Origin of the sequence: Burkholderia sp. S171 (genome assembly GCF_009766085.1) — a bacterium.
Classification (GTDB): domain Bacteria; phylum Pseudomonadota; class Gammaproteobacteria; order Burkholderiales; family Burkholderiaceae; genus Caballeronia.
In genome coordinates this window covers 54,997-81,362 of sequence record NZ_LMUF01000006.1, presented here as the reverse complement: position 1 = coordinate 81,362, position 26,366 = coordinate 54,997, and the positions used below count along the sequence as shown (strand labels likewise).

25 protein-coding genes and 1 pseudogene are annotated in these 26,366 nt (G+C 58.7%); 18 read left to right on the top strand and 8 right to left on the bottom strand.

Translation table 11 applies throughout. The features are described from left to right. Positions 1-159: 159 nt before the first annotated feature. The gene (gene metK / locus GSQ93_RS02030) at positions 160-1,347 is read left to right on the top strand and encodes a methionine adenosyltransferase (RefSeq protein ID WP_158934021.1); all 1,188 of its coding nucleotides are present in this window, start codon (positions 160-162) and stop codon (positions 1,345-1,347) included. A gap of 208 nt (positions 1,348-1,555) precedes the next feature. Here the strand turns inward: metK and GSQ93_RS37905 are convergent, their stop codons facing one another. After that, on the bottom strand, positions 1,556-1,915 hold the full coding sequence (locus GSQ93_RS37905; protein ID WP_254073713.1) for a hypothetical protein: 360 nt from the start codon (positions 1,913-1,915) through the stop codon (positions 1,556-1,558). Positions 1,916-2,298: 383 nt separating this feature from the next. On the opposite strand from GSQ93_RS37905, the gene GSQ93_RS02020 reads away from it, so the two are divergent. Then, positions 2,299-3,063, top strand: coding sequence for a phytanoyl-CoA dioxygenase family protein (locus GSQ93_RS02020; protein WP_158934020.1), 765 nt, complete (start codon positions 2,299-2,301; stop codon positions 3,061-3,063). A 24-nt stretch (positions 3,064-3,087) separates the two neighbouring features. On the opposite strand, the gene GSQ93_RS02015 is transcribed toward GSQ93_RS02020, so the two are convergent. After that, positions 3,088-3,291, bottom strand: coding sequence for a DUF3185 family protein (locus tag GSQ93_RS02015; RefSeq protein WP_158934019.1), 204 nt, complete (start codon positions 3,289-3,291; stop codon positions 3,088-3,090). Positions 3,292-3,321: 30 nt separating this feature from the next. After that, the gene (locus GSQ93_RS02010; protein ID WP_158934018.1) at positions 3,322-4,164 is read right to left on the bottom strand and encodes a mechanosensitive ion channel family protein; all 843 of its coding nucleotides are present in this window, start codon (positions 4,162-4,164) and stop codon (positions 3,322-3,324) included. Between the two features lie 248 nt (positions 4,165-4,412). On the opposite strand from GSQ93_RS02010, the gene mgrA reads away from it, so the two are divergent. The 13 genes from mgrA (at position 4,413) to GSQ93_RS01950 (ending at position 18,458) form a co-directional block, all read left to right on the top strand. Beyond that, complete coding sequence (gene mgrA, locus GSQ93_RS02005) at positions 4,413-5,456, top strand: L-glyceraldehyde 3-phosphate reductase (RefSeq protein WP_158934017.1); 1,044 nt, start codon at positions 4,413-4,415, stop codon at positions 5,454-5,456. Between the two features lie 436 nt (positions 5,457-5,892). Beyond that, positions 5,893-6,090, top strand: coding sequence for a hypothetical protein (locus GSQ93_RS02000; RefSeq protein WP_158934016.1), 198 nt, complete (start codon positions 5,893-5,895; stop codon positions 6,088-6,090). Between the two features lie 4 nt (positions 6,091-6,094). Continuing rightward, positions 6,095-6,865 carry a ferredoxin--NADP reductase gene (locus GSQ93_RS01995; protein WP_089166527.1) on the top strand — a complete coding sequence of 257 codons (771 nt, stop codon included), beginning with the start codon at positions 6,095-6,097 and terminating at the stop codon, positions 6,863-6,865. Between the two features lie 349 nt (positions 6,866-7,214). Beyond that, positions 7,215-8,612 (top strand): amino acid permease, encoded by a 1,398-nt coding sequence (locus GSQ93_RS01990; protein ID WP_158934015.1) that lies wholly within the window; start codon positions 7,215-7,217, stop codon positions 8,610-8,612. A 229-nt stretch (positions 8,613-8,841) separates the two neighbouring features. After that, on the top strand, positions 8,842-9,267 hold the full coding sequence (locus GSQ93_RS38610; protein ID WP_367889726.1) for a PAAR domain-containing protein: 426 nt from the start codon (positions 8,842-8,844) through the stop codon (positions 9,265-9,267). Between the two features lie 83 nt (positions 9,268-9,350). Continuing rightward, positions 9,351-9,881: a hypothetical protein gene (locus GSQ93_RS01985; RefSeq protein ID WP_158934014.1), complete on the top strand. Its 531-nt coding sequence runs from the start codon at positions 9,351-9,353 to the stop codon at positions 9,879-9,881. A gap of 177 nt (positions 9,882-10,058) precedes the next feature. After that, positions 10,059-10,535, top strand: coding sequence for a (2Fe-2S)-binding protein (locus GSQ93_RS01980; RefSeq protein ID WP_158934013.1), 477 nt, complete (start codon positions 10,059-10,061; stop codon positions 10,533-10,535). Positions 10,536-10,619: 84 nt separating this feature from the next. Beyond that, positions 10,620-13,040, top strand: coding sequence for a xanthine dehydrogenase family protein molybdopterin-binding subunit (locus GSQ93_RS01975; protein WP_158934012.1), 2,421 nt, complete (start codon positions 10,620-10,622; stop codon positions 13,038-13,040). Between the two features lie 12 nt (positions 13,041-13,052). After that, positions 13,053-13,853, top strand: a complete 801-nt coding sequence (locus GSQ93_RS01970; protein WP_158934011.1) for a xanthine dehydrogenase family protein subunit M — start codon at positions 13,053-13,055, stop codon at positions 13,851-13,853. A 971-nt stretch (positions 13,854-14,824) separates the two neighbouring features. Continuing rightward, positions 14,825-15,712 (top strand): MoxR family ATPase, encoded by an 888-nt coding sequence (locus GSQ93_RS01965; protein WP_158934010.1) that lies wholly within the window; start codon positions 14,825-14,827, stop codon positions 15,710-15,712. Between the two features lie 6 nt (positions 15,713-15,718). Beyond that, a complete protein-coding gene (locus GSQ93_RS01960) occupies positions 15,719-16,930 on the top strand; it encodes a VWA domain-containing protein (RefSeq protein ID WP_158934009.1) in 1,212 nt (403 codons plus the stop codon). Continuing rightward, positions 16,921-17,466, top strand: coding sequence for a CoxG family protein (locus tag GSQ93_RS01955; protein ID WP_158934008.1), 546 nt, complete (start codon positions 16,921-16,923; stop codon positions 17,464-17,466). The genes GSQ93_RS01960 and GSQ93_RS01955 overlap by 10 nt, the downstream gene beginning before the upstream one ends. Next, positions 17,439-18,458 carry an XdhC family protein gene (locus tag GSQ93_RS01950; protein ID WP_158934007.1) on the top strand — a complete coding sequence of 340 codons (1,020 nt, stop codon included), beginning with the start codon at positions 17,439-17,441 and terminating at the stop codon, positions 18,456-18,458. Before GSQ93_RS01955 ends, GSQ93_RS01950 begins: the two co-directional genes overlap by 28 nt. A 51-nt stretch (positions 18,459-18,509) precedes the next feature. Here GSQ93_RS01950 and GSQ93_RS01945 read toward each other — a convergent pair whose 3' ends face one another. Further along, positions 18,510-19,262, bottom strand: coding sequence for a glycosyltransferase family 2 protein (locus GSQ93_RS01945; protein WP_158934006.1), 753 nt, complete (start codon positions 19,260-19,262; stop codon positions 18,510-18,512). Between the two features lie 98 nt (positions 19,263-19,360). Then, a complete protein-coding gene (locus tag GSQ93_RS01940; protein WP_158934154.1) occupies positions 19,361-20,116 on the bottom strand; it encodes a hypothetical protein in 756 nt (251 codons plus the stop codon). A 484-nt stretch (positions 20,117-20,600) separates the two neighbouring features. Here GSQ93_RS01940 and GSQ93_RS01935 point away from each other — a divergent pair, with 484 nt between their 5' ends. Further along, entirely contained in the window at positions 20,601-21,722 is a 1,122-nt protein-coding gene (locus GSQ93_RS01935) for a PepSY domain-containing protein (protein ID WP_158934005.1), read from the top strand. A 96-nt stretch (positions 21,723-21,818) separates the two neighbouring features. Here the strand turns inward: GSQ93_RS01935 and GSQ93_RS01930 are convergent. The 3 genes and pseudogenes from GSQ93_RS01930 to GSQ93_RS01920 form a co-directional block, all read right to left on the bottom strand. Next, positions 21,819-22,497 (bottom strand): annotated as a pseudogene (locus GSQ93_RS01930) (PepSY-associated TM helix domain-containing protein). Between the two features lie 259 nt (positions 22,498-22,756). Next, positions 22,757-23,821, bottom strand: a complete 1,065-nt coding sequence (locus GSQ93_RS01925; RefSeq protein ID WP_158934004.1) for a serine/threonine protein kinase — start codon at positions 23,819-23,821, stop codon at positions 22,757-22,759. An 84-nt stretch (positions 23,822-23,905) separates the two neighbouring features. Next, entirely contained in the window at positions 23,906-24,118 is a 213-nt protein-coding gene (locus GSQ93_RS01920; RefSeq protein WP_158934003.1) for a hypothetical protein, read from the bottom strand. A 306-nt stretch (positions 24,119-24,424) separates the two neighbouring features. Here GSQ93_RS01920 and GSQ93_RS01915 point away from each other — a divergent pair, with 306 nt between their 5' ends. Both GSQ93_RS01915 and GSQ93_RS01910 read left to right on the top strand, forming a co-directional pair. Beyond that, positions 24,425-25,708 (top strand): MFS transporter, encoded by a 1,284-nt coding sequence (locus tag GSQ93_RS01915; protein ID WP_158934002.1) that lies wholly within the window; start codon positions 24,425-24,427, stop codon positions 25,706-25,708. A 244-nt stretch (positions 25,709-25,952) separates the two neighbouring features. After that, a complete protein-coding gene (locus GSQ93_RS01910) occupies positions 25,953-26,138 on the top strand; it encodes a hypothetical protein (RefSeq protein WP_031357016.1) in 186 nt (61 codons plus the stop codon). Positions 26,139-26,366: the final 228 nt, after the last annotated feature.

Below are 26,366 nucleotides of genomic sequence, written 5' to 3'. Positions count from 1 at the left end.
AAAACCTTCGCCGAGTTAATGGACAACTTGCGGGGCGAAGCTGGATAGCGTTTAACGGCGCTTTCCGGACCATGTTTTCCGCTAAAGCGTCGCCGCTTCAGACTCCAAACGAAGTCGGCTACGTGAGCAACTTACCCGTACTCAAATGGAGTCTGAAGCGTGTCAAACGATTACTTCTTTACCTCTGAATCCGTCTCTGAAGGCCACCCGGACAAGGTAGCTGACCAGATCTCCGACGCCATCCTCGACGCCATCCTGGCGCAGGACAAGTATTCGCGTGTCGCCGCCGAAACCCTCTGCAACACGGGTCTTGTCGTTCTGGCGGGCGAAATCACCACGCAGGCGAACGTCGACTACATCCAGGTCGCGCGTGACACCATCAAGCGCATTGGCTACGACAACACGGAATACGGCATCGACTACCGCGGTTGCGCGGTGCTCGTGGCGTATGACAAGCAGTCGCGGGATATTGCGCAAGGTGTTGATGCTGCCCATGACGACAACCTCGATCAAGGCGCCGGTGACCAGGGCCTGATGTTCGGCTACGCATGCGACGAAACGCCCGAACTGATGCCGCTGCCTATTCACTTGGCCCACCGGCTGGTCGAGCGCCAGGCGAATATGCGTCGCGACGGCCGCCTGAACTGGCTGCGTCCGGATGCGAAGTCCCAGGTGACCGTGCGTTATGTCGATGGCAAGGCGCACAGCATCGACACCGTCGTGCTCTCCACGCAACATGCGCCGGACATTGAACTGAAGGCGCTGCGTGAAGCCGTGATCGAAGAGATCATCAAGCCGGTCCTGCCGCCCGAGCTGATTAAGGGCGACATCAAGTTCCTGGTCAATCCGACCGGACGTTTCGTGATCGGCGGCCCGCAAGGCGATTGCGGATTGACGGGTCGCAAGATCATCGTCGACACATACGGTGGCGCGGCCCCTCATGGCGGCGGCGCGTTCTCGGGCAAGGACCCGTCGAAGGTCGATCGCTCGGCAGCTTACGCCGGCCGTTATGTCGCGAAGAACATTGTCGCGGCAGGGCTGGCTTCGCGTTGCCTGATCCAGGTGTCCTACGCAATCGGCGTGGCGCGTCCGACTTCGGTCATGGTCAACACGTTCGGCACGGGTCGCGTGTCGGATGCACGGATCCAGGAACTAGTGCTCGAGCATTTTGACCTGCGTCCGAAGGGCATCATCCAGATGCTCGACCTGCTGCGTCCTATCTATGAGAAGTCGGCAGCGTATGGTCACTTTGGCCGTGAAGAGCCGGAATTCTCGTGGGAAGCCACGGACAAGGCACTGCTGTTGGCGGAAGCCGCCGGTACGGAACCGGTTGTTGAAACGGCCTGAGTGTCGGGTTTGAGTATGTAAAAAGCCCGCTGAGCGTGATGCTCAGCGGGCTTTTTTTGACCTTGTTGCTCGCGAATCACTGTGAAGTAGCGCGACGATCCCTCAGACGCAGGCAAACGCTCCGCTTCGTCCGGCGCTCATAGCGGCAAAACCGCGCACATATGAGGAACGCCAGCCGCAGACCAAGGCTTTGCATCTTCAGAAACAATCAGCGGATAGCAAACGCAAACCATCCGTCGCTGGTCGAAAGCCTGCGCGGACGACGGCTTGTCGTATTAATTACACCGGGCGCCGATTTCAATTTAGCCACGGGCGCGCGTAATTGCGCTGGTTTTCGCAATAGCGCTTTAAATGCGGCCTGTCGCGATGCCGCCCTTAATCGCAGATTCGAAAAAAATCCGTGAAACCAAGAGCGAATGCCATCGACGGCATGGGTATTCCTGAATTGTCCGGCGAGCAATTGAGTGCGCGCGGAATGATGGCGTAAGGCCCGAACAACGCTGCGTCCGGCAGGGCGTGCAGCGCGGACGGCGGCACGGGTAAGACGATTCGTGAAACGGATATTCATGGATTTCACAGGCTCGGGTTCGCAATGGCTGCAACCCGACATTAGTCGGATCAAAAAAAGCGTTCAACAGTTTGATCGATTGAACACAATAAAAGTTGCCAGCCTGAAGCGCCCACTTATTTAATAGATTTTCATCGAAAGCGATTTTCGATGGGCTCTCTCAATGCACGACGGCAGGTTATAGAAGAAATGTTACTGCCGGAAGTCGGCATTTTCCCGCACGGGTGTTCGAGCAAGTGTTCGACCTCCCGAAACTCCTGGGACGGAGCGCCGGACGGCCCGGGCGATTTACAATTGATGTATTCGCCCTAAATTAGCCGGCTTCCTGACAGGATGGTTGCCTGATGAAGCCGGCCGGCCAGATGCTTTCCCTGTGAGTCGATATGCCGAATCAATCGAAGATGGAACAAGTCCGTGCATTGCGTGAGAACGGCTATGTCGTGGTGCCCGGCCTCGTCACGCCCGAGCGCTGCGAAGCCATGCGCAACGTGGCGCAGCAACAGTTGGTGGAAGCGGCGGCGCCGGTGGAGTTCGAAGCCGATCTGCAATATCCCGGCGCGCCGAATTCGAAAGACGCGCCCGGTGGACACACCGTGCGGCGCTTGCTCGACGCCTACTCGCGCGATCCACAGTTCGCCGCTTGGGCCACGTCGCCCGATGTGCGCGGCTGGATGGAGGTGTATTTCGGCGAAACGCCGACGCTTTCTCGTGCGCATCACAACTGCGTGATGACGAAACATCCAGCGTACGGCAGCCTGACTGGCTGGCATCGTGACGTGCGTTATTGGAACTTCGAGCGGGACGATTTGGTGTCGGCGTGGGTTGCGCTGGGTAACGAGACGGTTGAAAACGGCGCGTTGTGGTTCGTGCCGATGTCGCACAAATTGCCGTTCACATCCGAACGTTTCGATAAAGCCAAGTTCTTCCGTTCCGACCTGCCCGAGAACGAAGTGCTGATTCGAAGCGCCGTGTCGCCGAAACTGAATGCCGGGGACGTTGTGTTTTTCCACTGCAACACACTGCATTCGGCCGGCAAGAATCTCACCAATCAGGTGAAATTCTCGCTGGTCTACACCTTTCGTGGCGCCAGCAACTTGCCGCTGCCGGGAACACGGTCGGCGTCGATGGAAGACGTGCCGCTTATTTGACGCGTAAGCGTAAGCCTGAAAGCGTCAGTGCTTGGCCGGGATTGCCAGCCCGATCAACCCGGCCAGCATGGCGACCGCGCCTGCTGCGATCAGCCAGATCGTTTTGTTCGTCGGCGAGCCGGTGAAGAACCGTGAGACGTCGTTGCTTAGCGAATGGAAAGACTGGCCGCCGAAATACAGCAGCACGACGCCGCCTACGATCAGCGCAATGGAAATCGCCTTGGTCATGAAAATCTCTTCAATGTGCGGACGGCAAGCTTATTGGGCCTTGGCCGGCGAGTCCAGCGCCGCATCATTCCCAGGCGCGGGTGGCTTCGGGGCTGGCTTGATCCCCGGCTTGATCTGGCGCAGCAAGTCGGCCTGCACGTTCGCGTAATCGGTCCGGTTCGTCCAGACGGCGACGTTCAACTTCACGCCGGTATCGGTGTAATCGGAGACGGCGATCCACGGTTTGGTTTTGTCATCGTTGATGATGCGCGGATCGGTTTCCACAATCCGATGCAGCGAAGCCAGCGATTCCTCAATATTTTGATCCTCCGGGATGATCACGTTCAGCACCACGCGGCGGCGCTCGTTCGCGGTGAAGTTGGTGACCGGATTCGCCCAGATCGTGCTGTTCGGCACGAACATGATCACGCCGTCGCTTTTCGTCAGACGGGTGGAAAAGAGGCCGATTTCGTTGACCGTTCCAGCCGTCGCGCCGGCCCCTTCAATGTAATCGCCTACCTTGAATGGTCGCAGCAACAACAGCATCAAACCGGCTGCAATGTTCTGCAACGTGCCTTGCAATGCGAGGCCGATAGCCAATCCAGCCGCGCCCAGCACGGTCAGGATACTGGCCGCCGCGACGCCGAATTTGCCCAACGCTGCAACAATGGCGACCACCCGGATCGCCCATTGCACCAGGCTTGCCATCACGGGCGTGAACGTGGCGTCCGCGTTCGTGCGGCCGAGCGCGCGTTTCACCGCGTTCGCCACGCGATTCGATACCCACCAGCCGACCAGCAAAATCAGGACGGCCATTAGTACGTTGAATCCGTACGTCACGCCCGCTGTCAGTAAAAAATTGTAGACAGGGCGTAGTTTGTCCAGCGGGTCCATGAAACCTCTCCTCATTCGAATGAACACGGTTGGGCTCGGTCCGCCCCCTAATCGTTCCCTTGTTAGCCATTTGGTCGTGTCCTGAATATCGGGATAGCCTTGAACTGTTTCAGGTCATGGCCAACGCGAGTCCGCGCGATTCGCTAACATGACGAACTCGGCGCACGTCAGACGACATGTCCCGCGCGATTGTTGCTTGCCTGTGCTTGCACATCCCTTTGTCCCTTCACCAATTCGAGGATTCCGTCATGGCTTACGAAGCAGCTTCCGAACGCTATTCGGAGATGGCTTACCGCACCTGCGGCAAGAGCGGCCTGAAGTTGCCGGCGCTGTCGCTGGGTCTTTGGCACAACTTCGGCGACACCACGCCGATCTCCACGCAGCGCGACATCCTGCGCACCGCGTTTGATCTCGGCATTACGCACTTCGATCTCGCGAACAACTACGGCCCCCCGTATGGCAGCGCGGAAACGAATTTCGGGCGGTTGTTCAAGGAAGATTTCCGGCCGTATCGCGACGAATTGCTGATTTCGTCGAAAGCGGGCTGGGACATGTGGCCGGGGCCGTACGGTCAGGGCGGCGGATCGCGGAAATACGTGCTGGCGTCGCTGGATCAGAGCCTGCAGCGCATGGGCCTGGATTACGTCGATATCTTCTATTCGCATCGTTTCGATGCCGACACGCCGCTCGAAGAAACCGCGGGCGCACTCGCGACCGCCGTGCATTCGGGCAAGGCGCTGTACGTGGGCATTTCGTCGTATTCGTCGGCCAAAACGCGCGAGATGGCGAAGCTGCTGGCCGAGCATAAAGTGCCGCTGCTGATTCATCAGCCGTCGTACAACATGCTGAACCGCTGGATCGAGGAAGATCTGCTCGATACGCTCGATGACGTGGGCGCCGGCAGTATCGCGTTCACGCCGCTGGCGCAGGGGCTGCTCACGGGCAAATACCTGAACGGCATTCCCGCCGATGCACGCGTCAACAAGCCGGGCGGCGGGTCGCTGAAGCAGGAGCATTTGAGCGGGAAGAACATCGAGCACGTGCGCAAGCTCAACGAGCTCGCGCAACGGCGCGGTCAGAGCCTCGCGCAAATGGCGCTGGCGTGGGCGTTGCGCGGCGGACGCGTGACGTCGGTGCTGATCGGCGCGAGCCGTCCGGAACAAGTGACGGAGAATGTCGGCGCGTTGAAGAACCTGGAGTTTTCGAGGGAAGAACTCGCCGAAATCGATCAGCACGCGACCGAAGGCGGCATCAACCTGTGGGAAAAGCCGTCGACGGATCAGCGGATTTAAGTTCGCGCCGACGAGCCGGCGAGGCGACGAGTATAAGGGGGCGCGGCATGGGCTGCGTTCCCTGATTCCTGACTTCTGATTGAAGCCGCAACCTTGCTTCGATACTGACAGCCGGCGCGACGTTGCCAGCAAATCAAGCTGAAAACCGTCTCGCCCGGCTGTCTTCGCATTTCGACAAAAACCAGCCTGACGGCAGCAGGGCCTTTGCCTTGCTGCCGTCATTGCGTTGCTATCATGCGGACTCCCGAACGCTTGCTTCGTTCGCGATCGAGTTCGTTGTCCGGTTTCCCACGCTATATGCGCGTTGTCCCGACGAGTCCCCAACGGATCGTGCCTATGGGTCGAACATTTCCGCGCCGCAGGTTGAAAAACGCGCCTCGAACCCAGAAATCGCGTGTGCGGTAAAATAGCCGATTACGCGTGAGGAAAGCGAGGAATGCGGAACATTCGCTCCGAGCGCGCGGGTTTTGCAGCGACGAGCCCGGTTCTCGCGTATCGCCGGAAATTCCGCTTTAGCAGCATCACGCATTGCTTTCGTTGCGCCTTCGAGGTGTTGTCGCCGGAATCGAGCCCGAGTTTCTCAATGGCTGCCGGAACGCACTACTGCGCCGCCCTGATTCCGCACTATCCATGAAGCCATGAGCAACCTTAATCCTCAAACCGTTCTAAGCGTCCATCACTGGACCGACACGCTGTTCAGCTTCACTTGCACGCGCGATTCCGCGTTCCGTTTCGAAAATGGTCAGTTCACCATGGTCGGCCTGGAAGTCGATGGCAAGCCGCTGCTCCGCGCTTATAGCCTGGCGAGCGCGAACTACGAAGAGCACCTCGAATTTCTCAGCATCAAGGTGCAGGACGGTCCCCTGACATCACGTCTTCAGCATTTGAAGGTCGGCGATCCGGTGTTGATCGGCAAGAAGCCAGTGGGTACGCTGGTCGCCGATAACCTCCTGCCCGGCAAGACGCTGTGGCTGCTGTCGACGGGCACGGGCCTGGCGCCGTTCATGTCGATCATCAAGGACCCGGACGTCTACGATCGTTTCGACAAGATCGTGCTCACGCATACCTGCCGTTTCGTCGATGAACTCGCGTACAAGGATTTCATCACCGAGCACCTTCCGGCGCACGAGCATCTGGGCGAGCTGATCCAGGAAAAGCTGGTGTATTACCCGACGGTTACCCGTGAAGAGTTCGCCAATCGCGGCCGGATTACGGACCTGATCGAAACGAAGAAGCTGTTTGCCGACCTGGATGTGGCGCCGTTCTCCGTGGAAAACGATCGCGTCATGCTTTGCGGCAGCCCGCACATGCTGCGCGACACGCGTCAGCTCCTCGATGAAATGGGCTTCCAGGAAGGCAGCAACAATCATCCGGGACATTACGTCGTGGAGAAGGCCTTCGTCGGCTGAGTTCTGCTGCTTTTCCGGCGTGCTGGAAAACGAAAACCGAAGCCCTTGTGCTTCGGTTTTTTCATTTGGGCGGCTCCATCAACCAATCGCGATATGCAACTCAGCGTTGCGACGGAACGCCCTCAAAAGCGGCTTTCACTTCCGATTCAGCTTACAAAAGCTGATCTCATCTCAAATTCCTTTTAATACGCAATTTTCAAACGATTTTGTCAAAATAGCGCTGTCGACAGGAAGTCAAAATTCAATTGTCTGCAACGTTTTGCGACGCTTAACTTCCTCAATCCGATAAAATCGCGGGTTTTCCAATCGATTTAGCGCACTGCGCTCGAGGTTTGAGGAGTCATCGTTCATGTCCCTGTTCCGAAAGAAAAGCATCGAGCACATGCTCGCCGGCGCCCAACGCGCCGGACTCAAAAAAACGCTGGGGGCGCTCGATCTGACGTTTCTGGGTGTCGGCGCGATTATCGGCACGGGGATTTTCGTGCTCACCGGGACCGGCGCGGTGCAAGCCGGACCGGCGCTGATGGTGTCGTTTATTCTCGCGGCCATTGCGTGCGCTCTCGCGGCGCTCGCCTATGCGGAGTTTGCATCGACCATTCCCGTCGCCGGGTCCATTTATACGTATTCGTATGCCACGCTCGGCGAACTGGCCGCGTGGGTCATCGGCTGGGACCTGATGCTGGAATACGGGCTCGCGACCTCTGCCGTGTCGGTCGGCTGGTCGGGGTATCTGCAGTCACTGCTGTCGGGCTTCGGCATTGGCTTGCCCACCGTGCTCACAGCGGCGCCCGGCGCCGTGCCCGGACATTTCACGCTGTTCAACTTGCCAGCGTTTCTGGTGATGATGGTAATTACGTCGCTGCTGTCGATTGGTATCAAGGAGTCGGCGCGCGTGAACAACGTGATGGTCGCGATCAAGGTCGCGGTCGTGCTGATGGTGATTGGCGTGGGCGTGTTCCACGTCACGCCGGCGAACTGGCATCCGTTCATGCCCAACGGCTGGAACGGCGTGTTCGGCGCGGCGGCTGTGATGTTCTTTGCGTTTATCGGCTTCGACTCGGTGTCGTCGGCGGCAGAAGAAGTGAAGAATCCGAAACGCGATTTGCCGATCGGCATCATTTCGTCGCTGGCGGTTTGCGCCGTGCTTTATGTGGCGGTGGCGGCGGTGGTGACCGGTATTGTCCCGGCGGCGCAGTTCGCCAATATCTCGCATCCGGTGTCGTACGCGCTGCAGGTCGTGGGGCAAACGTGGGTGGCGGGTTTCATCGATCTGGGTGCGGTGCTCGGCATGCTGACCGTGATTCTGGTGATGAGCTACGGCCAGACGCGCGTTATCTACGCGATGTCCCGCGATGGCTTGCTGCCCGCGCGTCTGTCGACGGTGCATCCGAAATTCGGCACGCCGTTCTTCACGACGTGGCTCGTGGGTCTGTTCTTCGGGCTGATCGGTGCGCTCGTGCCGCTCAACGTGCTGGCGGAACTGATCAATATCGGCACGCTGGCAGCGTTTTCGATGGTGTCTATCGCGGTATTGATTTTGCGTCGCACGCATCCTGATCTGCCGCGTGCGTTTCGTTGCCCGGGCGTGCCGGTCGTGCCGGTGCTGGCGGTCGCGGCTTGCCTGTTCCTGATGCTGAACCTGAAGGCGGTGACGTGGATGGCGTTCGTGGTGTGGCTCGCAATCGGGCTGGCGATCTATTTCGGTTACTCGCGCCGGCATTCGAAACTGGGACGTGGGGTGGAGTGACTTTCACTTAGCCAGCGGGCAACTGTCGAGCCCGGGGCCTCGAAGTACACAAAAGCCGTTTCAACGTAAGTTGAAACGGCTTTTGTACAGTTGCGCTCAGTTTCAGGCGAGACCGTAACGCGTTGCTCATCCGTTTCGATAACGACTTTAAGATTTCTCTGATTCGCTATCGAAGACAGCTCCCGCTAAAACTCATGGTTCCAATCCAATAAATAAGGGCAAAGAACCTGTGAGACGAAACTACCTCAAAGTTGGTGACGTAGCGACCAACGGTGCAACGATCATCGAAGGTATCGATAAGGTCAAATTCGGCGGCGTGTACCTCACTTATCTGTACGCGAAGGTCCGTTGTCCCGTGTGCAATACCATCGGCGTCGTCGTTCCATGGGGGCCGCGCCGTCCCGGAAAATGGATCGGTAAGGAGCCGGCCTTAGATAATGATCTCTGCGCCTGTCAATGCGATCCCAGACCGCATTTCATCTCGTCGCAGAGCGGCATGTTTATGTCGTTCGAGTCTCACGAATTAGCTGCAATGGGTTTTTCGCCGACTGAGTCGGGAAATATGTATTGGTCCAGCAAAGGGACACCGTGCGAGGCAGAGGGACGGAAGCGGTATCCGGCCAGATTTGCTTACTTCGATTCAGTTAGCAAATGACGAAGCTGCTTACGTTAGCCACGGCCGTTGCAACGTTAATCGTCCTCGCAAATGGATGCTCGACCCAAACAGAAGGAACAATAATGCCAAAAGATTTTTCGTTGGAAGGGTTTCAGCCGGCAAGTTTGCCGCACCCCGGCACGATCGCATTTATCGAGTCGTGGAACGACGTTCCCAAGCGAAAAAGCGCTGACGAATATCCCGACTCGTTCAAATTTCTTTGCTTGGACGAGAACGAGAAGGAAGTGTCTCGTGACAAAGCGAAGTGGTGCATTCCAATAGTGGAATTCGATGTTTTTTCAGTGGATGACAACGGAAAATCAGTTCCTTTCAAAGAGGGATCCTCCATTTCGATAACGGCGTATGGACCCGGCCATCGATTTGTCCGATCTCTGTCGAGCGCGCCGCGTCCCCCATTGCCTCCCGTTCCGAAGTCCGGCGCAGGAAGTGCCGTGCCGCACGGGGATATTGGCGACGCTTCGCGAACTGCCTGGTCGTCGAGCGCTAACCTCCAGAACTCGGACCCATCGGCTTCCGGGTCTTCCGGCGGCGAACTGGATAAAACGCAGATGTCATTCTGGGAAAAGCTCAAAAGGACGATTCGCGACATTTAACCTGCCCCCACCCCGCCTTTAGCCCAATAGCGACGGTCTTCGTTTTGTGCTTTACTCATTGCTACAACAAATAAACACGAACCCAGCCAGACACTCACACTCGTGAAGTCGCAAGGCCAGTGAAACAAAAACGGTGAGTGAGCTTCGGCTGTTTATCCCCCCGAAGGAGACAGAAGCATGGCGCTCAGCATCAGTCTGACGGTCAACGGCAAAGCCGTTACCGCCACCGTCGAACCCCATATCCTGCTGGTCCAGTTTCTCCGTGAGGAGTTGTGTCTCACGGGCACGCACATCGGCTGCGACACGGCTCAGTGCGGCGCGTGCACCGTTCACCTGGATGGCCGCGCGATCAAGTCGTGCAACATCCTCGCCGTGCAGGCCGACGGGTCGTCGGTGACGACTATCGAAGGAATGGCGACGGACGGCGAACTCCATCCCATGCAGGCAGCGTTCAAGGAGTGCCATGGCCTGCAATGTGGCTTCTGTACGCCCGGCATGGTGATGAGCGCGACTTCCCTCGCCGCGCAAAAACCCGATCTCACCGAAGCCGATGTCCGCGAACAACTCGACGGCAATCTCTGCCGATGTACGGGGTATCACAACATCGTGAAAGCCATAGTGCAGGGCGCGCAGGCCATGAAGGCCTCGCCCTGAGCCGCGGTCCGCGCGTCCAGCTACGCCTCACCGAAGCCGCACTCACCTTTCCGATGAAGATTCGCGCCTGAACAGGAGTCCGCGATGAACGCCCCTGAAACACCCGATACCCACCGCCTGATCGGCGCTGCCATTAGACGCAAGGAAGACTATCGCTTCCTGACGGGCAACGGCCAGTACACCGATGACGTCGTCCTCCCGCAGCAAACCTTTGGCGTCTTCCTGCGCTCGCCTTACGCGCACGCGACGATCCGCAGCATCGATATCACCGCGGCCAAAGCCGCGCCCGGCGTTGTCGCGATCTTCACCGGCGCCGACATGGCCGGCGAAAGCGTCGGCGGATTGCCGTGCGGCTGGCTGATCCACAACATCGATGGCAAGCCGATGAACGAACCGCCGCATCCCGTGATCGCGCATACGAAAGTGCGGCACGTGGGCGATCAGGTGGCGTTGATCGTGGCGGAATCGGTGAAGGAGGCGAAGGACGCAATCGAGTTGATCGAGGTGGACTACGACGTGCTGCCGGCCGTCGTCGATACCGCCACTGCTGCCGACCCAGGGCAGCCGCAAGTCCACGATGAAGCGCCGAACAACCTCTGCTACACATGGGGCCACGGCGACAAAGCCGCCACCGACGCCGCCTTCGCCAAGGCCGCGCACGTGACCACGCTGGATATCGTGAATCAGCGCCTGGTGCCGAACGCGATCGAGCCGCGCGCCGTGAACGCGAGCTATTCGAGGTCCGACGACAGTTACACGGTGTACGTCGCGAACCAGAATCCGCACGTAGAGCGTTTGCTGATGGCGGCGTTTGTGTTGTCGCTGCCTGAGTCGAAACTAAGGATCATCGCGCCGGACGTGGGCGGCGGCTTCGGCTCGAAGATTTATCTCTATGCGGAAGATGTGGCGTTGACGTGGGCGTCGAAGAAAGTCCGGCGACCGATTAAGTGGACATGCGAGCGCTCGGAAGCATTTCTCACCGATGCCCACGGCCGCGATCACGTGACGAAAGCTGAACTCGCGATGGACGCTGACGGCAAATTCCTGGGCCTTCGCGTTCACACGACGGCCAACATGGGCGCGTATTTGTCGACGTTCGCGTCCGCGATTCCGACCATCCTGTACGCCACGCTGCTCGCCGGCCAGTACGCCACGCCCGCGATCTACGCCGAGGTAAAGGCGGTCTTCACGAACACGGTTCCCGTCGATGCCTATCGCGGCGCCGGACGTCCTGAAGCGACCTATGTGCTTGAGCGCATTGTGGAGACGGCGGCGCGGGAGATGAACATCGATCCGGCTGAATTGCGTCGGCGCAACTTCATCCGGTCGTGGCCGTACACCACGCCAGTTGGCCTGACCTACGATTCCGGCGATTACTCGGCGTTGCTCGACCGGGCAATGCAGATCGCCGATGTGGAAGGGTTCCCCGCACGGCGTGAGGAATCGAAGAAAAACGGCAAGCTGCGCGGGCTTGGATATTCCTGCTACATCGAGGCGTGCGGGCTGGCGCCATCGAATCTCGCGGGTGCGTTGGGCGCGCGGGCAGGCTTGTTCGAAGCCGGCGAAATCCGCGTGCATCCCACGGGTTCTGTCACCGTGTTCACCGGCTCGCATAGCCACGGTCAAGGGCACGAAACCACTTTCGCGCAAGTGGTGGCGGACCGGCTGGGGGTATCGATGGATAACATCGAGATCGTCCACGGCGACACCGGCCGGATTCCATTCGGCATGGGCACGTACGGCTCGCGGTCCATCGCGGTAGGTGGCTCGGCGATCATGAAGGCGCTCGACAAGATCGAGGACAAGGCCAAGAAGATCGCGGCGCATTTGCTGGAGGCATCGGCGGAAGACATCGAGTTCAAGGACGGCATTTTCCGGGTGGCGGGGACCGACCGGACGAAGGCGTTCGCGGAGGTATCGCTGGCGGCTTACGTGCCGCACAACTTCCCGCTCGACAAACTCGAGCCCGGTCTCAACGAAAACGCGTTCTACGATCCGAGCAACTTCACGTATCCATCGGGCGCGTATTTGTGCGAAGTGGAAGTTGATCAGGACACCGGCGAAACGCGCATCCAGAAGTTCACCGCCGTGGATGATTTCGGCAACATCATTAATCCGATGATCGTCGAAGGTCAGGTGCATGGCGGGATTGGGCAGGGCATTGGTCAGGCGATGCTGGAGCGTGCCGTGTACGACAACGAAAGCGGCCAGTTGATGTCCGGCTCGTTCATGGATTACGCTATGCCGCACGCGTCCGACCTGCCGAATTTCGATGTGGAAACGTCGAAAGGCACACCGTGCGTGCATAACCCGCTGGGCGTGAAGGGCTGCGGCGAAGCGGGCGCGATTGGATCGCCGCCGGCGGTGATCAACGCGATCATCGATGCGCTTTCGCCGCTTGGCGTGACCGATCTGCAGATGCCTGCCACGCCGCATCGCGTATGGGCTGCGATGCATGCCGCCGCCGATGCGTCGGCCGCTCGCGGCGTTTCGACTCCCGCTTAAGAGGACTTCGACATGTACTCATTCGATTACCAACGGCCGGACAAGTCCGACGCAGCGGTGGCGTTCCTCAAGCAACACGAGGACGCCAAATATCTCTCGGGCGGGCAGAGCTTGCTGCCGACCATGCGCTTGCGGCTCGCGCAGCCGTCGGCGCTGGTGGATGTGACGCGGATCGGCACGATGAAGGACATCACCGTGACGGGTGACAAGGTGACGATTGGCGGCGCGGTGTGTCATGCGCAGGTTGCCGCGAACCCGGAGGTGCAGCGCGCGCTGCCGGGGTTGGCTGACCTTGCCGGTCATATTGGCGACCGGCAGGTTCGGGAGCGCGGGACGATCGGCGGATCGCTTGCCAACGATGATCCGGCGGCGTGTTATCCGGCGGCGGTGCTGGCGTTGAACGCGACTATCGTGACAGATAGACGGCGTATCACCGCCGATGACTTTTTCCTTGGCATGTATGAGACGGCTTTGGAACCTGATGAGCTGATTACATCGGTTGAATTTCCGATTGCCGAGCGGGCGGGGTACGAGAAGTTTCGCAATCCCGCGTCGCACTTTGCGCTGGTGGGGGTGTTTGTTGCGAAGCATGCTGGCGGTGTGCGAGTGGCCATCACAGGCGCTGCAGCGAGCGTGTTTCGGGCTTCTGAACTGGAGGCGGCGTTATCGAAGGATTTCTCGGTTGCGGCGGCGCGCGGCACATCGATTTCTGCCGATACCCTCAACGAGGATATGCACGCGAGTGCGGAGTATCGGGCGCATTTGATTCCGATTCTTGCCGGGAGGGCTGTTGATCGGGCTAATGGGTTTTAGGTCGTTCGCACTTGGGGGGGCGGTTCCGGGTTGATGCTTTCAGGGTTAGTGGTCGGGGTCAGTGCCGGGGTGGTGCTTTCGGCGGTGGTGGTCTGCGAGAGTCGGATTTTCTCTTTATCACTGTTAGCCACTGTGCGTGGCGGCACGTCATTTCTTGGTCCTTAGCGACAAAGAAACGAAGCAAAGAAAACGCTTTAACCGCACTACCCTAAGTGTCCACAGCGTGCAGTTTTGATTCATAGGTGCCCCATAAGCACGGTGCTCGCCAGAACGAAGGATGTTTGAACCCCTCCTTCTCGCGAATCCCGACATAGACACGCTTCGCCACCAGTGCTCTCGGGCAAGCACCAGTTGTCTCGGAACCGCATCGCATCACGCGTCTTTAGTGCTTGGTTTCTTGGTCGGTTAGCAGTGTGGTCTGACGGTTGCCTTCGTGGGTTACGACCTCACGCGTCCTTGCGGCCCTGCTTCCAGGAAGGTTGGCGAGGTGGTTCGACGTGCGTACAGATTTGGTGGTTGGTTCACGCGGATAGCGCGGGGTGCCCTTGGGCAGGTTCAGTCACTGGTGGCGAAGCGTGTCAGAACCTGAGTTCGGAGAAGGAGGGTTTCAAACATCCGTGGCTCTGGCGAGCACCGTACTTTTGGGGCACCTATGAATCAAAACTGCACGCTGCGGACACTTAGGGTAGCGTGGTTGAAAGCGTTTTCTTTGCTTCGTTTCTTTGTCGCTTTGGACAAAGAAATGACGTGCCGCCACGCACAGTGGCTAACAGTGATAAAGAGAAAATCCGACTCTCGCAGACCACTAACGCCGAAAGCAGCAACCCGGCACTGACTCAACCCGCTAACCCTGGAACCTGGCAACCCGGCACTGCCCCCGACCACTAACACCGAAAGCACCACCCCGACACTGACCCAAACCCCTGACCACCCAAAGCCCCCCAAACCCGTCCACCGGCGCGAGCAAATCCATGACCCCGGCATCGATCGACGAAACCCTCGCCGCCCTGAGCGGGCAGCAATACTTCGCCAGCCGCGAACTCGCAACGGGGCTTTTCCTCGCGTTGAAAATGCAACGCCCGCTTTTCCTCGAAGGCGAACCGGGCGTCGGCAAGACCGAACTGGCAAAAGCGGCGGCCGGTTTCCTCGGCACGCAAATGCTGCGGCTGCAATGCTACGAAGGTCTGGACACCGCCAGCGCGCTCTACGAATGGGACTACCCGCGCCAGATCATGGCGCTGCGGCTTGCCGAGGCAGCAGGCGAACAACCCTCGAACGATTCGCTCTATAAAAGCGAATTCCTCCTCAAGCGCCCGCTGTTGCAAGCGCTCATGCCGGACCCCTTGAATCCGGCCGCCCAACGCGTTCTGCTCATCGATGAAATCGATCGCGCCGATGAACCGTTCGAAGCTTTCCTGCTCGAGTTACTGTCGGATTTCCAGGTATCGATACCCGAGTATGGAACCGTGCGCGCCGAACGCCCGCCGCTGGTCGTGATGACATCGAATCGCACGCGCGAAGTCCACGACGCGCTCAAGCGACGCTGTTTATATCAATGGATCGGCTATCCGGCCCGCGATGTGGAACTGCAGATTGTGGCGGCGCGTGCGCCCGAAGCCGGCGCGGAGTTGCAGGCGCGTGCGGTGGCGTTTGTGCATCGGCTGAGGACGCTCGATTTGTTCAAGGCGCCGGGCGTGGCGGAGACCATCGACTGGTGTCGTGCGCTGGCGGCGCTTTCTGTCAGTGAACTTGACCCGCAATCGGTGCAGGACACATTGGGCGTGCTGCTGAAGTACCAGGACGATCTCGCGCGCGTGGACGCCGCCGAGATCGCGCAATGCCTCGCCGCGCCGGCCTGAACGAACATGGAAACGATTGGAATACCCACGCTTGCTCACAACGTCGTGCACTTTGTCAGGCTGCTGCGCGGCGCGGGCTTGGCGATGTCGCCGGCGCACAGCGTCGATGCGCTCGAAGCGTTGCGCTGGATCGATATCACCCGTCGCGACGATGTCCGCGCCGCGCTCGCCGCGCTGCTGGTTCATGCGCCCGACGAGCGCGAACTCTTCCACCAGGCTTTCGATCTTTTCTGGCGCGATCCCGATTGGGAAGGGAAACTGCGCGCGCTGTTGTTGCCGAAGGTGACGAACGGCGTGCCGCCGCCCAAGCGCAACAACCGCCTCGCCGATGCCCTCGCCGCACGCGCGGCCGAATTGAAGCGGGCGAACCAACCGCCGGACAACGTTGAACATCTCCACGCGCGCATTACGTTCAGCGCGCAGGAACGCCTGAGCCATCGCGATTTCGACACCCTTACGTCCGATGAATGGCGCGCGCTTCGACACCAAATTCGTTCGCATAGAATGCCGCTTGCCACGGAGCCGACACGGCGCTTAAAAACCGCATCGCACGGCACGCATGCAGATCTACGCGCCAGTGCCCGCAGCGCTGTGCGTTCCGGCGGCGACTGGACGACGTGGAAGTACAAGAAAGTCGTGGAACGCCGCCCGCCGCTTGTCCTGCTGCTCGACATTTCCGGGTCGATGAGCGCGTATTCCCGGGCTGTGCTTTACTTCTGTCATGCATTGCTGCAATCGCGCGAACGCCTGCAGGTCTTCCTGTTCGGCACGCGCCTGACCAACGCCACGCGGGCATTACGCGAACGCGATCCCGACGTCGCGATTGCCGCGATCTCGGATCAGGTGGTCGACTGGTCGGGCGGCACGCGGATCGGCGCGGCGCTGGCCGAATTCAACCGGCGCTGGGCGCGGCGGGTGCTCAACGGCCGCGCGACGGTGTTGTTCGTCACGGACGGCCTGGATCACGAAGCAATCGATGTCCTCGAAACCGAGATGCTGCGTCTGCGCCGGTTTGCGCATCGGCTGGTATGGCTCAATCCGTTGCTTCGATACACCGATTTCACCCCGCGCGCGCGGGGCGTGCGGGCGATCCTGCCGCATGTCGATGCGATGCTTGCGGCTCACAATCTCGACAGCCTAAACGCTGTCGGCCGGGAGCTGGCGGCGGTGACGCGTCGAGCGGACCGGAAATCAGCCGGAGACACGTCATGGAACTGACCGAAACGCATAATCTGCCGGTGCCGCAGAATGTCGCGTGGGAAGCGTTGAACGATACCGAAATCTTGCGCGCGTGCATTCCGGGTTGCGAAAGCATCGAGGCCGATGGCGAGAATGCGTATGCGGTGGCCATGACGGCATCGGTCGGTCCCGTGAAAGCGAAATTCAAAGGACGCATGAATTTAGTGGACATCGACGCGCCGCGCACGTACACCATCGTGTTCGAGGGGCAAGGTGGGACGGCCGGTTTCGGCAAGGGTCAGGCGAAGGTCAATCTGGAACCGGGCGGCAATGCGGATTCGACCGTCTTGTCCTACACGGCGACCGCGCAAGTGGGCGGCAAGCTCGCGCAGATCGGCTCGCGGCTGGTGGATGGCGCGGCCAGGAAGATAGCCGGGGAATTTTTCAAGCGCTTCAGTGCGCAGTTGACTAAGGGCGATGAACCCGATGGTGCGCCCGATTCCGGGGCGGCGGACGGTGAAGGCGAAGAGAAGAAAGGGAAACGATCATGGACAGCGTGGATCTCGAAGTCCTGAGAAACAGCGCACGATGGCTCGAACGTGGGCATCGCGTGTTGCTGGTGACAGTAGTGAAGACGTGGGGCTCGTCGCCCCGGCCGGAAGGCGCGATGCTCGCCGTGCGCGATGACGGCGCGGTGATGGGATCGGTGTCGGGCGGGTGCATTGAAGACGATTTGATCGAGCGCGTCAGGCAGCGCGGCATCGAGCAGACGAAGCCTGAGAGCGTGAAATACGGCATTTCGGCGGAAGAAGCGCATCGGTTCGGACTGCCATGCGGCGGGACGATTCAACTGGTGCTTGAACCGTTGTCAATGGCAAGCGGTATTGCTGAATTGTGCGAAGCCGTTCTCGCCGGGCGGTTAGTGACGCGCACGCTTGATATGGACAACGGCGCGGTCAAGTTAGAGCCAGCGCAAGCAACGGATGGCGTTACGTTCGATGAAACCACGCTCTCGACTATTCACGGTCCGCGGTATCGGATGCTGGTGATTGGGGCGGGGCAGTTGTCGCGGTATCTGTGCAGTATCGCGGTCGGGCTGGATTATCACGTGACGGTTTGCGACCCGCGCGAGGAGTACACCGACGAGTGGGATGTGCCGGGGACGAAGATCGTGCGCACCATGCCCGACGATACCGTGATGGACATGAAACTCGATGAGCGTTGCGCGGTGATTGCGCTGACCCACGATCCGAAGCTCGACGACCTGGCGTTGATGGAAGCGTTGAAGACGCCGGCGTTTTATGTCGGTGCGTTGGGATCGCGGAAAAATAACGCGGCGCGCAGGGAACGGCTGAAAGAGTTCGATCTCTCCGATGCCGAGTTGTCGCGGTTGCATGGGCCGGTGGGGATTTATATCGGTAGCCGGACGCCGCCGGAGATAGCGGTGTCTATTCTTGCTGAAGTGACGGCGGCGAAGAACGGTGTTTCGTTGCCGACTATTTTGCAGGTTGAAGGGGCGAAGGCGGCGCGGGAACTTGAGGGGACGGGGGAGATTTGCGGGATATAGTTTGTTTCAGCGGCGCCGCGCTTCATGCAATAAGCGCGGCATTTGTGAGCGTCAGGTAACTTTGCCGTTGAGTCGCATGGCTTGAAGATATTGACCTGATACCTCCGAAGCTCCGTAATGAACCACCGTCTGGTCGATCAACGCCCAGATTGTTAATCCGGCTTGTCGTGCTCGAAGGCAAAACGATACGTCTTCGCCCAAGTACACACCATCCTCTTCGATCGTTTCAAAGAATCCATAGAACTTTCCGTTTGCAATCGACGATTTATATTGTGCAGGCGGTGCGTAGCATTCGGAGAGCGGCATCGTTGCTTCGAACGCTTCTCGTTGCGCTAGAAAAACACCCGTTCCGACATGCCGCGCTTCAGCAAATCCATTGATGAAATTAACGTCGCCGTTTTTATCGGTGATGGGCGCGAAGGTGTAGTCGGCGTATTTTTCTAACCACTGGCGCATGGTCAAACCGGTATCGGTTGACGAGATAGATCGGTCCAGATCCTGTCTTCTGAACGGGTACGCGACACCTGCGATCGCCTTGTTCGCGGCCAGAAGCTTGATGACGCCTTCGGCTGGAAATTTCATGTCGGTATCGAGGAAGAGCAGATGTGTGAATTTAGGGTGATTCAGGAAATAGTTGGCGAAGAAGTTGCGGGCGCGAACGATCTGCGAGGACGCAACGTGCAACATTTCGTAGGTTGACCCTGAATCTGTCAATGCACGCGTCAGATCGAGCAGTGAAAAGGCGAAGTTGATGTGCACTTCTTCGCTGTAGGTGGGCAGGCAGATGAGTACGTGGTGGGACATGGTATGCGTCTTTGAGAAATATTTAGGTATGCCGTAGGCTATCGGAAAATCACACCTTGAATCTGTAAAAAAATGAGTCAAGGCGGGTTGTGCGCCATTCAGGGAATACGACCCTGATGATGCAATGCCTTCATGTACTGTCCGGAGACCTCAGATGTTCCGTAATGCTTAATAGTCTGGTCGATTAAAGCCCAGATTGAGAAGCCTGCTTGACGTGCCCGATGGCAGAACGACAAGTCTTCGGACAAGTACTTGCCGTTATCTTCGATTGTTTCAAAGAAGCCATAAAATTTGCCGCTTGGTAGCATGGGCGCGAATTGATCTGGCGGCACGAAACAAATCGTAAATGGCTTTGTTGCCTCGAAGACGTCTCTTTGCACGAGAAGAATTCCAGTACCAATATGTTCTGTTTCCACAAAACCGTTGGAGATAGCACTTTTGCCGTTTGCATCACTTTTCATCGAAACGGTGTACTGCGCATGCTTTTCGAACCAGTCACTCATGCTGAGGCCATTGTCGGAGGCATTGATCTGGCGGCTCATGTCAAATCGACGGTATGGATAAGCTACGCCGACAATGCTCATGTTGGCAGCCAGCATTTTGAGGATGGATTGAGATGGGAATCCCATATCGGTGTCGAGGAAGAGCACGTGCGTGAATGTCGAATGTTCAACAAAATAATTAGCGAAGAAGTTGCGCGTACGGATGATGTGTGCCGACGCGACATGTAACGTCTCGAACGTTACGCCAGCGTCGTTGAGGGCGCGTGTGGTCGCCATGAGTGACATCGCGAAGTTAATGTGGACCTGCTCGCTGTGGGTCGGCAGACAGATCAAAACGTGATAGGGGGCCATCAAAGCATCCGCCTCAAAATGGGCAAGCTTACCCTCCTGATTGCGACCGTGCACGGGTGGAGTACGATTAAAGAATGTCGGAGTACAAATTATTAAATAATTGTTACGGATGAGTGAACGGCTTGGCTATCCGGGTGTTTGGAACGGAGGTCGATCCGTCCTGGATCACCCAGATCCAACGCTTCCCATTTCTCATCCTCCAAAGACACAATATTTTCGTCACGTGTAACGCTTCCACGCCACCAGAGGAATGGGCACTCGCGGCAAGCCAGCGCGATATTGACCGACGTCATTCCTGCCATTCATCATCGTTATCCTATGCAATAATAGTTCTCATTTCGGTATCGCAAACCCACTGTATCGCCGGATCGATCGGTTTTACCTACCCCGGCATCTGTTCCGATCAGTTCACCAGCGACGCCACTCATCGGCGCTGTCACGCTGCTCCTCGCGATCCAACAAGAAAACCACCGCATTCCGCTCCATGCTCTCTTCGCGTTCCTTCCGCACCTGGTCCTTCGTCCATCGATGGACAAGTATTGTTTGCACGGCGTTCATGCTGTTGCTGTGCCTGACCGGGTTGCCGCTCGTGTTCGGCCACGAGCTCGATGTGCTCCTGGGCGACGCCATCGAGGCGCCCGAACTTCCCGCGCATCAATCAAACGCCCGCGCGAGTTACGACGCAATCCTGAATTCAGCGCTGACGAAAAATCCCGGTCACGTTCCCCAATACATGATTTGGGAACCCGATGAGCCGATGCTCCCCATCATCGTCACCGCGCCACGCGCCGATACCCCGCCTGACGATACCCAAAGCACGACCATCGATGCCCGCACGGCCCAGGCGCTGGGCGCACCGCCGGGCAAAGGATCGCTGAAATTCATCTTGCTGAAACTGCACGTCGATATGTTCGCCGGCTTGCCCGGCAAACTGTTTCTCGGCACGATGGGCGTGAGTTTTGTCGCCGCGATTGTGTCGGGCGTGGTGGTCTATTTGCCCTTCTGGAAGAAGGTCGGATTGGGTCGCGTGCGAATCAGGAAATCACGTCGGATCGCATGGCTCGACGGTCATAACGCGCTCGGCATGTTGACGCTCGTCTGGGCGTTATTGGTCGGTGCAACGGGTTCGATCAACACGCTTGCCGATCTTCTCCTCGATGCCTGGCGCAACGATCAACTCGCGCAAATGCTCGCGCCTTATCAAGGCAAGCCGCCGGTGAGGACAACGGCGTCCGTGGATGAAGCCATAAAGATCGCCCGAGACACCGCACCCTCGATGATTCCATCGTTTGTCGCATTTCCCGGCACGCGTTTCAGCAGTCCGCACCATTACACGGTGTTCATGCGCGGTGACGGTATTCTGACGACGCGATTACTGCGGCCGGTTCTCATCGATGCAGAAACGGGCGCGCTCACGGATTCGCGTGAATTGCCGTGGTACCTGAAGCTGCTGCTCGGTTCGCAGCCGCTGCATTTCGGCGATTTCGGCGGCATGCCACTGAAGATTTTCTGGGCCGCATTCGATGTACTAACCATCGTTGTACTGAGCAGCGGGCTTTATCTTTGGCTCTCGCGCGGGAATAAAACGAAAAGCAAAATGGCTTGAGGCGGCAGCCGCCCCAAAGCTAAATATCAAAAAGCAAAACCCCGCGTTTCGCGGGGTTCCACATTCAAGCGCTGGCGCAATCAAAGACCGCAGCCCTTACATCAACCCCATACAAACCATCGCGACAATTGACGCCATCACAATCACCGCGCCCACCGTCTTGCGTTTATTCAACTCGGTCCACAGCAGTACTCCCGTCAGCGACAGCAGGATAATGCTGCCCGCCAGGGTATCGATGAGCAACACCCAGCCTACGCTCAACCCCACGCCTTTGTGCAGATTGCTCATGGTCGCGAGAAAACTGTTCTCGCTCTTCTTCACCGATACAAACCCGTTCCCCACCCAGTATTCCGCCGATACCGACCCGCCCGGCGACGCCACCGCCACCGTCCACAACTCCGGTTGCAGGGTCTTCTGATCACCCCAACCCACCGCGTGCGCCGCTTCACGTTTCGGCCGGCCGATATTGCCGTCTAGTTTGAGTTCCTGCTTGAGCCACTTCCCGAGTTCCATCGGCGACTTGAGGCCCTGCGCGGGCACGGCCATTTGCATCTGCGACACCTGCGGTTCTCCGCTCGAAATCTTCAGCGGACCGGCGCGATGATTCAGCAGAAATCCCGTCGTCCCGAACAACAATCCCAGCACGGCGCCCCACAAACCGACCCAGCCATGCACCTTGCGTAGCCATTTGATGAAGGTTGCGCGGCAGCGAACGCTGCTTGCGAGCGAATTGTTCTGCGTCGTCGATAAGGCGGCCGCGTGGCGCGTACGGCATGGTGGTCACGTTGGACGCGGGTTCAAAAGTTTCAGGCGCGTTCACGCGTCTCTCCAAGGGCAATAGCGATAAGGGGATGTTGCGAAGGGATTTCTCACCGAGCCGTCAACAAGCGCGTCGGCGAAGTCGAGCTTTCAAATGATAATAGTTATCATTACACGAACATTAAGAATCTTCAATAGTCCCGTCACGTGGCTGGCGCAGGAGGGGCGCGCCAGCCACGGCAAAGAGACACCGGCAAACGACGCCGGAAAGCCCGTCAAACCGGCCAGAGCGGCCCTTCTTCCATCGCGCCGACCTGCTCGCGCAACTCCAGAATCCGGTCTTCCCAATACCGCTGCGTGTTGAACCACGGAAACGCGGCGGGAAACGCGGGATCGTTCCAGCGACGCGCCAGCCACGCCGCGTAATGAATTAACCGCAGCGTGCGCAGCGCTTCGACCAGATGCAGCTCGCGCGGCTCGAAATCCCAGAAATCTTCGTATCCCGCCAGCAAATCACCCAATGCACGCGATGCCTCCGGGCGGTCGCCCGGCAGCAGCAACCACAAATCCTGGATAGCGGGCGCCATGCGGCTATCGTCGAAATCGACGAAATGCGGACCGGCATCCGTCCACAACACGTTGCTCGGATGACAATCGCCGTGCAGCCGGATGCTTTTGACATCGCCGGCACGGTCATAACATCGCTCGACACCTTCCAGCGCCATCTTCACCACGGTTTCATACGCTTCACGCACGTCCTTCGGCACAAATCCGTGAGTCAGCAAGAATTCGCGCGGTTCGTATCCGAAGGTCTGGATATCGAGTGAAGGCCGTTCCACGTACGGCTTGATCTGCCCGACCGCGTGAATCCGCCCGATAAAACGCCCGAGCCATTCCAGCGTCTCCGGCCGGTCGATATCCGGCGCCCGCCCGCCGCGCCGTTCAAAAATGGAGAACCGGAAACCTTCGAAGGTATGCAGCGACGCACCGTTCAGCACGCGTGCCGGTACCGCCGGAATCTCGCGCTCATAAAGCGTCGAAACGAAAGCGTGCTCTTCGAGAATGGCGTCGTCGGACCAGCGCAACGGCCGGTAGAACTTTGCGACCATCGGCGGCCCGTCCTCCATGCCAACCTGATACACACGATTTTCGTAGCTGTTGAGCGCAAGCATGCCGCCGTCGGTGCGTTCGCCAAGCGGCATCAGGACGCTGTCGAGCGCATCGAGCACGCGCTCGGGCGTGAGATCGGCGAAAGGAGGCGGCGGGAGATTAGCGTCGTCACCGGAGAGAGACAGATTGTCTCCGGACGCGCGCGATGCATCGGAATGGTTCGAGTTCATCCCTGCATTGTGACGCGCATCGCGGGGGGAAGCATCAGCGATGCGCGGTTACAGCGAAACAGAGTTCTGAAACGCGCTAATTCCTCAATGCATGAGGGCGTTATTCGGGCGAACGAGTTCGCCGGTATCGATCAGATCTTCGAGGAAGAACGGTTCCGTGTTCAGCAGCTCCGACGTGCCGGGTTCCTCCGCGTACCAGGCCACCATGGCCATGTCGCCGAGAATCCGCATGACGATCCCGCGTGCGCCTTGTGGCACCGCGATATGGACGGAGCGAACGATTGAACCAATTTGCATGATGACTCCCCGAGGTGTGCCGGCAAAACAGTGCGCGTGCCGGTCGGTTCTGCATGAAGCACAGGCACGTGAGGCCCTGTGCACGAAACTGAAGTGCCGCGCGTAAATACCTCGAATGCCTGCAAACCGCAGTCCCGTTCCAATGATTTCGGCTGAAACGATGTTCTACTTTAGCGCATCAATTCACATGGGTCGAAAACTTGCATCGCGTCGAAACAACGTATTCGCATCTCAACCCATTTTCGAAAGTCGATTGAAAGCGTTCGGTGTGCTCTCCGGCAAAACCCTGACGATCACTGTATCGTTATGGCCTTCGCCACCGGAGATCCACTTGTGACTTCATCGCCGGCGCCGTCCCGGTCAGCTTCGTCCTCTTCGCTTCCCCTCGATCCCTTGCCGTATCTCGAACGTGGCTCGCGTGCTTACTGGCACGCGGCGATTGCGTTGCTATTTGCAGGCTACGCCACCTTCTCGCTCCTCTACTGTGTGCAGCCGCTCCTTCCGGAGTTCACGAAGACGTTCGGCGTGAGTCCGGCGGAAAGTGCGCTGTCGGTATCGGTGACAACGGCTTCACTCGCCGTGGCGATTTTTATCGCAGGCTTTGTGTCAGAGGGCTGGAGCCGGCACCGCTTGATGACGCTGTCGCTGACCGCGTCTGCGCTGCTGACGATCATCGTGGCGTTCTTGCCGAGCTGGCACGCGATGTTGTTTGTGCGTGCGCTCGAAGGTCTCGCGCTTGGCGGCGTACCGGCCGTCGCCATGGCCTATCTCGCGGAGGAAGTGCATCCCGATGGCCTCGGTCTCGCGATGGGACTCTATGTCGGCGGCACGGCAATCGGCGGAATGGCCGGGCGAGTGATCAGCGGGATTCTCGCGGACTTCTTCTCGTGGCGCGTGGCTATCGGCGGGATCGGGGTGCTTGGGCTGCTCGCCACGCTGGCGTTTCGTGCGCTCCTGCCACCGTCGCAGCGTTTCGTGCCACGCATCGGGATGGGATTTGGCCATCATCGGACGGCGTTGGCCGGGCATCTGAAAAATCGCGGCCTGCGATGCGTGATCCTGATGGGCTTCGTGCTCATGGGCAGTTTCGTGACGCTTTATAACTACGTTGGGTATCGGTTGATCGCGGCGCCGTTCAACCTGAGCCAGACGGAAATTGGTGCAATCTTCGTGGTGTATTTGACGGGCGTGGTGGCATCGCCCTGGTCCGGAAAAATGGCCGATATATTCGGCCGTGGCCGCGTCCTGATTGCCGCGCTCCTGCTCATGATCTTTGGCGTGGCGTTGACGTTGTCGAGTTCGCTACCCGTGGTGATTGCCGGGATTGCGTGCATGACGTTTGGATTTTTCGCCGGCCATTCGGTCGCAAGCGGCTGGATCGGCTTGTTGGCAAAAGGCCCGAAAGGTCAGGCGGCCGCGCTTTATCTACTGGCGTATTACATCGGCTCCAGCGTGCTGGGTTCGTGGGGCGGGCACTTCTGGACGGTTGCCGGCTGGCCGGGCGTCAGTGGCTTCGTATTTGTGCTGTTGTTAATCGGCTTGGGCGGCGCGGAATACTTGCGTCGAAGAGAACGGCATATGAACGTTTGATCGTTTAGATGCACGCGCGAACGTAATGAAAGTTAATCGTAAATTCCGGTGAACAAGGGTTTTTCCGTATCCGCTTAAAACATCTGGCCCGAAAGTCCCGTCCCGTAAGGCGTTTCGTTAATTGTTCGCTAACGTTTGCGGAAAGCGGCACAAATAAAGCTCAAACAACGGCCTATACTCAAATCGACAGTGCGACGTCTCACGCAGCCAGGTGGACGCTGAGCACGAATGATGGGAGACGTTTATGACCACCTACTTCACGATCGGTGACTTCATCCTGATTATCCCGATGGCGCTTGCAGGCATTCTGTTCCTAGGCGCCGTCCCGTGCGCCACGCAATTCCGCAAAAACACACTACGCGTATTTGGCGCGCTGCTGGGCGTGCTGATTGCGTTCTTGTTGGTGGAAGGATTGCCGGCGCTGGTTTAGCAGTCCGATGGGCTGATTGGCGCGGCGGTTAATAAGTAAAGTCGAGGCTTCGGCTTTTACGCTCACGCCTGATGATCGGGAACAGGGCGTCGAAAGACGCACCGTTCCTGCGTTCCCGTTTATCGGCGGGAATATCTTATGCTCGCGTTCGTTCTGAACGTCGACGCTTGTTTTGCTTCCACACTCGCTTGGTTACTCGCCTCGGCGCATCCGCCGGCGGACAACGTG

What these genes read in the sequence shown, in the direction of transcription:
- GSQ93_RS37905 (WP_254073713.1), bottom strand. Translation starts at nt 1,915, where the DNA reads ATGAATATCCGTTTCACGAATCGTCTTACCCGTGCCGCCGTCCGCGCT.
- GSQ93_RS02020 (WP_158934020.1), top strand. Translation starts at nt 2,299, where the DNA reads ATGCCGAATCAATCGAAGATGGAACAAGTCCGTGCATTGCGTGAGAAC.
- GSQ93_RS02015 (WP_158934019.1), bottom strand. Translation starts at nt 3,291, where the DNA reads ATGACCAAGGCGATTTCCATTGCGCTGATCGTAGGCGGCGTCGTGCTG.
- GSQ93_RS02010 (WP_158934018.1), bottom strand. Translation starts at nt 4,164, where the DNA reads ATGGACCCGCTGGACAAACTACGCCCTGTCTACAATTTTTTACTGACA.
- mgrA (WP_158934017.1), top strand. Translation starts at nt 4,413, where the DNA reads ATGGCTTACGAAGCAGCTTCCGAACGCTATTCGGAGATGGCTTACCGC.
- GSQ93_RS02000 (WP_158934016.1), top strand. Translation starts at nt 5,893, where the DNA reads ATGCGGAACATTCGCTCCGAGCGCGCGGGTTTTGCAGCGACGAGCCCG.
- GSQ93_RS01995 (WP_089166527.1), top strand. Translation starts at nt 6,095, where the DNA reads ATGAGCAACCTTAATCCTCAAACCGTTCTAAGCGTCCATCACTGGACC.
- GSQ93_RS01990 (WP_158934015.1), top strand. Translation starts at nt 7,215, where the DNA reads ATGTCCCTGTTCCGAAAGAAAAGCATCGAGCACATGCTCGCCGGCGCC.
- GSQ93_RS01985 (WP_158934014.1), top strand. Translation starts at nt 9,351, where the DNA reads ATGCCAAAAGATTTTTCGTTGGAAGGGTTTCAGCCGGCAAGTTTGCCG.
- GSQ93_RS01980 (WP_158934013.1), top strand. Translation starts at nt 10,059, where the DNA reads ATGGCGCTCAGCATCAGTCTGACGGTCAACGGCAAAGCCGTTACCGCC.
- GSQ93_RS01975 (WP_158934012.1), top strand. Translation starts at nt 10,620, where the DNA reads ATGAACGCCCCTGAAACACCCGATACCCACCGCCTGATCGGCGCTGCC.
- GSQ93_RS01970 (WP_158934011.1), top strand. Translation starts at nt 13,053, where the DNA reads ATGTACTCATTCGATTACCAACGGCCGGACAAGTCCGACGCAGCGGTG.
- GSQ93_RS01965 (WP_158934010.1), top strand. Translation starts at nt 14,825, where the DNA reads ATGACCCCGGCATCGATCGACGAAACCCTCGCCGCCCTGAGCGGGCAG.
- GSQ93_RS01960 (WP_158934009.1), top strand. Translation starts at nt 15,719, where the DNA reads ATGGAAACGATTGGAATACCCACGCTTGCTCACAACGTCGTGCACTTT.
- GSQ93_RS01955 (WP_158934008.1), top strand. Translation starts at nt 16,921, where the DNA reads ATGGAACTGACCGAAACGCATAATCTGCCGGTGCCGCAGAATGTCGCG.
- GSQ93_RS01950 (WP_158934007.1), top strand. Translation starts at nt 17,439, where the DNA reads ATGGACAGCGTGGATCTCGAAGTCCTGAGAAACAGCGCACGATGGCTC.
- GSQ93_RS01945 (WP_158934006.1), bottom strand. Translation starts at nt 19,262, where the DNA reads ATGTCCCACCACGTACTCATCTGCCTGCCCACCTACAGCGAAGAAGTG.
- GSQ93_RS01940 (WP_158934154.1), bottom strand. Translation starts at nt 20,116, where the DNA reads ATGGCCCCCTATCACGTTTTGATCTGTCTGCCGACCCACAGCGAGCAG.
- GSQ93_RS01935 (WP_158934005.1), top strand. Translation starts at nt 20,601, where the DNA reads ATGCTCTCTTCGCGTTCCTTCCGCACCTGGTCCTTCGTCCATCGATGG.
- GSQ93_RS01925 (WP_158934004.1), bottom strand. Translation starts at nt 23,821, where the DNA reads ATGAACTCGAACCATTCCGATGCATCGCGCGCGTCCGGAGACAATCTG.
- GSQ93_RS01920 (WP_158934003.1), bottom strand. Translation starts at nt 24,118, where the DNA reads ATGCAAATTGGTTCAATCGTTCGCTCCGTCCATATCGCGGTGCCACAA.
- GSQ93_RS01915 (WP_158934002.1), top strand. Translation starts at nt 24,425, where the DNA reads ATGGCCTTCGCCACCGGAGATCCACTTGTGACTTCATCGCCGGCGCCG.
- GSQ93_RS01910 (WP_031357016.1), top strand. Translation starts at nt 25,953, where the DNA reads ATGACCACCTACTTCACGATCGGTGACTTCATCCTGATTATCCCGATG.